The organism is Streptomyces botrytidirepellens (assembly GCF_003721215.1).
Taxonomy (GTDB): domain Bacteria; phylum Actinomycetota; class Actinomycetes; order Streptomycetales; family Streptomycetaceae; genus Streptomyces; species Streptomyces himastatinicus.
Map to the genome: position 1 here is coordinate 1 of NZ_RIBZ01000647.1, position 5398 is coordinate 5398.

A 5398-nucleotide genomic window follows, 5' to 3' on the forward strand; every position below is an offset into this window, starting at 1 on the left:
ACAACTACCACCGACCCCACACCGGAATCAGCGGCCACACCCCAGCCAGCCGCATCACCAACCTCTTCGGACAACACAGCTAGTGCCCTGTTAACACCGCAGTGGCACGCCACTAACGCATCGCTAACGCCCCGCCCCTGCCCTGGTCGCGGGACCGTCCGGAACAATCCCTCCATGACCCCACACCCCGTGCCGCCCGCCCAGGCCCTGATCGTGGTCGACGTCCAGTCCGCCTTCGTCGCGGGCCCCGACGCGGTTCCCGAGGCACCCCGGCTCCTCGACCGGGTCACCGACCTGATCGCCCGGGCACGCGCCGGTGGCTCGCTCATCGTCCACCTCCAGAACGACGGCCCCGCGGGCGCGCCCGACGAACCGAAGACCCCGGGCTGGGAACTGCACCTGCCGGTCCGCGAAAGCCACCGCGAGGTCGTGATCCGCAAGACGGACGACGACGGCTTCTACGAGACGGGACTGGGCGATCTGCTCACCGGGCGCGGCGTACGGGACCTGGCCGTGTGCGGGGTGATGTCCGAGATGTGCGTCAGCGCGACAGCGCGCACGGCCCTGGAGCTGGGCTACCGGGTGGTCCTGCCCCACGACGCCCACGCGACGTACGACATCCCGGCGGCGGCGGACATCAGCGACGCCGTACCGGCGGCGATGGCGTCGCGCGTCGCCGAATGGGCGCTGGGCGACGAGATCGAGATCATCGCCCGCGCCGCCGACCTCGCCTTCACCCCCTAAGCCCGGTACACCAGCAGATACCGCCAGAGCAGCAGACGGCGCACCGTCGAACCGGGCAGGAGGCGAGCGGCTTCGGCGCGCGTTTCGGCGTAGGACAGCGGCGGCGGCCAGACGATGGGGACCTGCACCGCTGGAGCAACACGGCGCCTGCTCAACAGCCGGTCGGCCTTGAGGAGGGACCGCGCGGGGAGGGCCCACACGAAGTCCGTCACCGTCCTGACCGGATAGAGCCCCAGCACCGCCAGTACACCGCCCGGCGCAAGGGCCCTCCGCAACGTCAGCACCGTCTCGAACGGCATGTGGTGGAGGCTGGCGATGCACGAGATGAAGCCGTAGTGGCCATCCGGAAGGTGCGCATCGCGCACATCGACCTGCCGGTACCGGGGGCCGCCCCCGGCCCCCCGCGCCGCCGCGATGACGCCCGCGTCGGCGTCCACCCCCTCGACGTCCAGCCCCCGCCCCACGAGCAGCCGCGCGAACCGCCCCGTCCCGCATCCGACATCCAGCGCCGTCCGCGCCCCGTTCGGCACCTGCTTCAGCAGCAGCGGATGGTAGTGATCGTTGAAGTTCACTCCCATGCGGCGGACCCTACTCAGGCCCCGCCACCGGCACCAGAGTGACGGCGGCCCGCCCCGCGGCGGTTGCCGTCACCGTTGACGTCAGCACATACGCCAGAGGCCCCTTCCGATGTTCGGAAGGGGCCTCTGAGCTGCTGCGCGCTCGGCAGGATTCGAACCTGCAACCTCTTGATCCGTAGTCAAGTGCTCTATCCGTTAAGCTACGAGCGCTTGGCTTCCCGGCGGTTTTTCTTGCCGGTCGGCGTTGCGGGGACAACATTACATGACCTGCGCCGTCACGCGAAATCCGTTTCCCTCACCCGCTCTGACCTGGGCAAATACCTGTTTTGAGGCTCGTGAGGCCCGTCGTGGCGACAGGGGAGGAGACCCGGGCAGCGCGGCGCGGGGTGGGTCGGCGGGGTGCCTCGGCGGGGTGACGCTGCGGAGGGGGTTCGTCACTCGGAGGGCGTACGCACAAGAGCCCCGGTCGCGATCGACCGGGGCTCTCGAGAAGCGGAGGCTGAGGGATTTGAACCCTCGATGGGCTTTAGGGCCCAAACCGCATTAGCAGTGCGGCGCCATAGACCAGACTAGGCGAAGCCTCCAGCACACCGTGCCGCGCGAGCGCGATGTGGTGTGTGCAGATGATGTCACAGCCCAGTGGGATGTCACCAATCGCGGCCTACGGTACTCGGCAGGCGGGCAGGACCGCAAAGCTCTTTGGGCGCGCAATGCCCATATGGCGGCGCAACGCGCACGGCGGAGGCGCGTTAGCAGGGGCAGGGGCAGCGCGCCCCGGTCCGATCACACCAGGAGTACTGACATGCCCCTGCTGCATCGCCTCGCCGTCACCACCGCCGCCGCTGTCGCCGCCACCGTGGCCGCGCTGAGCCCCGCGGGGGCCACGCCGCTGCCGCTGCCGATGTCGTACGACGGAGAGAGTTCCGACCGTCTCGTCATCAGGGTGAGCGAGACGGGCCGGCACGTCGACACCGTGCGGTACGTGCTGGCGTGCCACCCCACCGGCGGGACGCACCCCCGGGCCCGGGCCGCCTGCCGCCAGCTGGACGCGCAGACCGAGTGGGGCCGGGATCCGTTCGCGCCGGTGCCGCCCGGGGCGATGTGCACGGGTCAGTACGGCGGGGAGGCCACGGCGACCGTGCGGGGGCACTGGGCGGGCCGTCCCGTCCATGCTCGCTTCACGCGAACGAACGGGTGTGAAATCGCCCGGTGGAACCGTTTCTCGATCGTTTTGCGTCTGCCTGGGAGCTGACCTGGGGATTGGGCCGGGAGTGTGCGGCAGAGGGGGCCGAGAGGTTTGTCCGGGCGTGCGCCGAGACGCGCACGTCGTGCTGCGACCTCCCTCTCATCTACCGCCGCGCCCGCCCTTGGTGCCCGTAGACTCCCCTGAGACACTCCACGGACGGGCGGCACAATGACCGCGGGTGTCAGCAAGGTGCGGTAAGTCAGGGAGGAAGCGTCGTCGTGAGCAGCAGGCCATCCCGAGGCGCTGCTCGCCTCGCAGCGATACTCGACGCCCTTCCCGACGCGCTGCTGTTGGTCAACTGCAACGGCACGATCGTCAACGCCAACCACATCGCGCTGGAGTCCTTCGAGACGCCGGGCACCGCACTCGTGGGTCGTGGTCTGCTCGATCTCCTCCCCTCCTTCGATCCCAATCGGATCCCCGGGTCGATGCGCAGGCCCGCGGACGCGGAACGGACCAGCGGCACCAAGCCGACCCGGATGATCGCGCGGCGCACCGACGGGACCCAGTTCCCCGTTGAGGTGACCAGCGCGAACGTGGAGGACGGGCGGACTCCGTACGCCGATCAGTACAGCTATACGGGCGACGAGCTGCTGATGCTCATCGTCCGGGACCTGACCGGGACGCTCGACACCGAGGCCGAACTCGCCCGCCAGCAGCGCCAGACCGAGATGATTCTGCGCGCGGCGGCGGAGGGCGTGGTCGGCGTGGACACCGAGGGCAAGGTGGTCCTCGTCAACCCGGCCGCGGCGCAGATCCTCGGTTTCCGGGCCAGTGACCTGGGCGGTCAGGAACTTCACTCTCTTGTACACCACTCGCGCCCGGATGGTTCCCCCTTCCCGTACGAGGAGTCCCCGCTCGCCGACACCCTGCGCTCCGGCCGCAAGCACCGGGTGCGCGGCCAGGTGCTGTGGGCCAAGGACGGGAGCGCGGTACCGGTCGACCTGACGACCGCGCCCGTACGGGACGGCGAGCAACTCGTCGGCGCCGTCATGACCTTCACCGACCGGCGCGCCGAGGAAGCCCTCGTCTCGAAGCACGCCGAGGAGGTGGAGAGCCTCACGGCGCAGCACGGCAAGGAGCTGGAGGAGCTCCGCGACGAGCACGCCAAGGCGATGGAGGAGCTCCAGGGGCAGCTCGACCGGGAGCGGCAGACGTACGCGGAGCGGCTGGACGCGCTCGCCGCCCGCAACGGCCAGCTGCTCGCGGTGCTGGACCAGTCGCTGCGCGGTCCGCTCCAGGAGCTGCGCAGCGAACTCGGCGTCCTGGCCGACGACCCGGCCGGGCAGCTGTGGCCCGAGGCCAACCAGATCCTGCACCACCTGGCCGCCGGGTACACCCGGATGACCACCCTCGTCGACAACGTCCTGAGCTATCAGCGGCTCGACGCGGACGGCGAGCAGCTGGCCCGGTGCGCGGTCTCGATGGACGAGGTCGTGGCGGCCGGTGTCGAGGGCGCGGTCGAGCTGATCGGCCCGGGGCGCGCGCAGTTCGCCGTGCACGCCCCGCCGATCGAGGCCGAAGTCGACCCGCAGCGGGTGGCCCAGGCGCTCGCCCATCTGATCGCGGACGTGGCCGGGGTCGACTCGACCGGCAAGACGGCCTCGGGCGGGGGCGGCGCGTCCGGGGACTCGACGATCGTGGTCGCGGCGGCGCAGCGCGGCAACGTCGTACGGTTCGAGGTCCGCGGGCCGTACGCGGGCGGCGACCCGGTGCACGAGCCGATCGTGCGCGGGATCGTGCGCCGGCACGGCGGTGTGCTCCAGACGCACGAGATGCCGGGCATGGGCGGGCACGCCTATGTCCTGGAGGTGCCGATCTCGGCGGCGGCCGCGGACCAGGAGCGCGCGAAGGCGGACGCCCCGGCGGTGTCCGGGAGCGCGGACGGTATGCAGGGCACGCAGGGCACGCAGGGCCAGGGCACCTCGGGCGGCGGAACCGGCGCGTCCACGAGCACGTCCGGTGGCGGCGCGGACGGCGATGCGAACGGCACCCCCGGCTCCGGCGATCCACAGGGCGGCAGCCCGGCGGCGGACACGAGCGGCGCGCAGAACCGTTCCGCATCCACCGCGCTCCCCGCGGAAGCCGGTACCGATCCGCAGCAGCAGAACGGGCCGGGTCAGCAGGACCAGCCGCGGCCGACCGGGCGGCGCCGGGCGCGCCCGGCGCCCGAGGAGGCCCCGTCGGCGGTCGCGGGCGACGGTACGGACGGCCAGGGCGCCGGTGCCGGTACTGCTGCCGGTCAGCAGGGTCCGCACGATCAGCGTGGTCCGCAGCCGGTCGGCCCCGCCGCGATGGGCGTCGTACCGCCGCAGGGCATGGCCGCTCAGCCGCAGCCCCAGGCCGCGGGCGGTCGGCGGCGCGGCTCCCCGGCCCAGGAGGCCGGGGGTCCATATCCGGCCCAGGCCCAGCAGGGCGGCCAGAACGGAGGCCGCTCCCCGTTCGCCCTGCCTCCGGCGGCGGCCGACGCGAACGGGCCCGCCGGGAACGGGTCGGGCGCGGCCGGTCCTGGCGAGTCCGCCATGCCCGCGCTCCCCGCCGCCCGCACCCCGGAACAGCAGCAGCCCGCGTGGGGCGACGCTCCCCAGGACTCCACCGAGGGCGAGCAGGCGGGCCAGCCCACCGGGCGCCGCCGCGCCCGGCGTCCCCTGTCCGAGGCGCCGAACCGGTCGGTGCCGGAGCAGGGCCAGCCCCAGCCGCAGCCCCAACGCCAGGCGCAGCCCCAGCCGCAGGCCGCGGGGGAACCCGGCGTGGCACGGTCCCCGTTCGCGCTGCCACCGGCGGCGGCCGACCGGGCCCAGCCCGGTGCGCTGCCGCCCGAGCTGGGTCC

4 protein-coding genes and 2 tRNA genes are annotated in these 5398 nt (G+C 72.5%); 3 read left to right on the forward strand and 3 right to left on the reverse strand.

Annotated features, from left to right (window positions below; translation table 11 throughout):
- Positions 1–174: 174 nt before the first annotated feature.
- Positions 175–744 carry a cysteine hydrolase family protein gene (locus EEJ42_RS34585; protein WP_123106115.1) on the forward strand — a complete coding sequence of 190 codons (570 nt, stop codon included), beginning with the start codon at positions 175–177 and terminating at the stop codon, positions 742–744.
- On the opposite strand, the gene EEJ42_RS34590 is transcribed toward EEJ42_RS34585, so the two are convergent.
- The 3 genes from EEJ42_RS34590 to EEJ42_RS34600 all read right to left on the reverse strand — a co-directional run bounded on the left by EEJ42_RS34590 (position 741) and on the right by EEJ42_RS34600 (position 1906).
- Positions 741–1322: a class I SAM-dependent methyltransferase gene (locus EEJ42_RS34590; RefSeq protein ID WP_123106117.1), complete on the reverse strand. Its 582-nt coding sequence runs from the start codon at positions 1320–1322 to the stop codon at positions 741–743. The two genes, EEJ42_RS34585 and EEJ42_RS34590, sit on opposite strands and share 4 nt — an antisense overlap.
- Before the next feature lie 137 nt (positions 1323–1459).
- Positions 1460–1532, reverse strand: a tRNA-Arg gene (locus tag EEJ42_RS34595).
- A 283-nt stretch (positions 1533–1815) separates the two neighbouring features.
- A tRNA-Ser gene (locus EEJ42_RS34600) sits at positions 1816–1906 on the reverse strand.
- Positions 1907–2124: 218 nt separating this feature from the next.
- Between EEJ42_RS34600 and EEJ42_RS34605 the strand changes: the two genes are divergently transcribed.
- Together EEJ42_RS34605 and EEJ42_RS34610 are read left to right on the forward strand one after the other, a co-directional pair.
- The gene (locus EEJ42_RS34605; RefSeq protein ID WP_123106119.1) at positions 2125–2574 is read left to right on the forward strand and encodes an SSI family serine proteinase inhibitor; all 450 of its coding nucleotides are present in this window, start codon (positions 2125–2127) and stop codon (positions 2572–2574) included.
- A 212-nt stretch (positions 2575–2786) separates the two neighbouring features.
- The coding region (locus tag EEJ42_RS34610) for a PAS domain-containing protein (RefSeq protein WP_123106121.1) at positions 2787–5398 on the forward strand (2612 nt) is incomplete at its 3' end.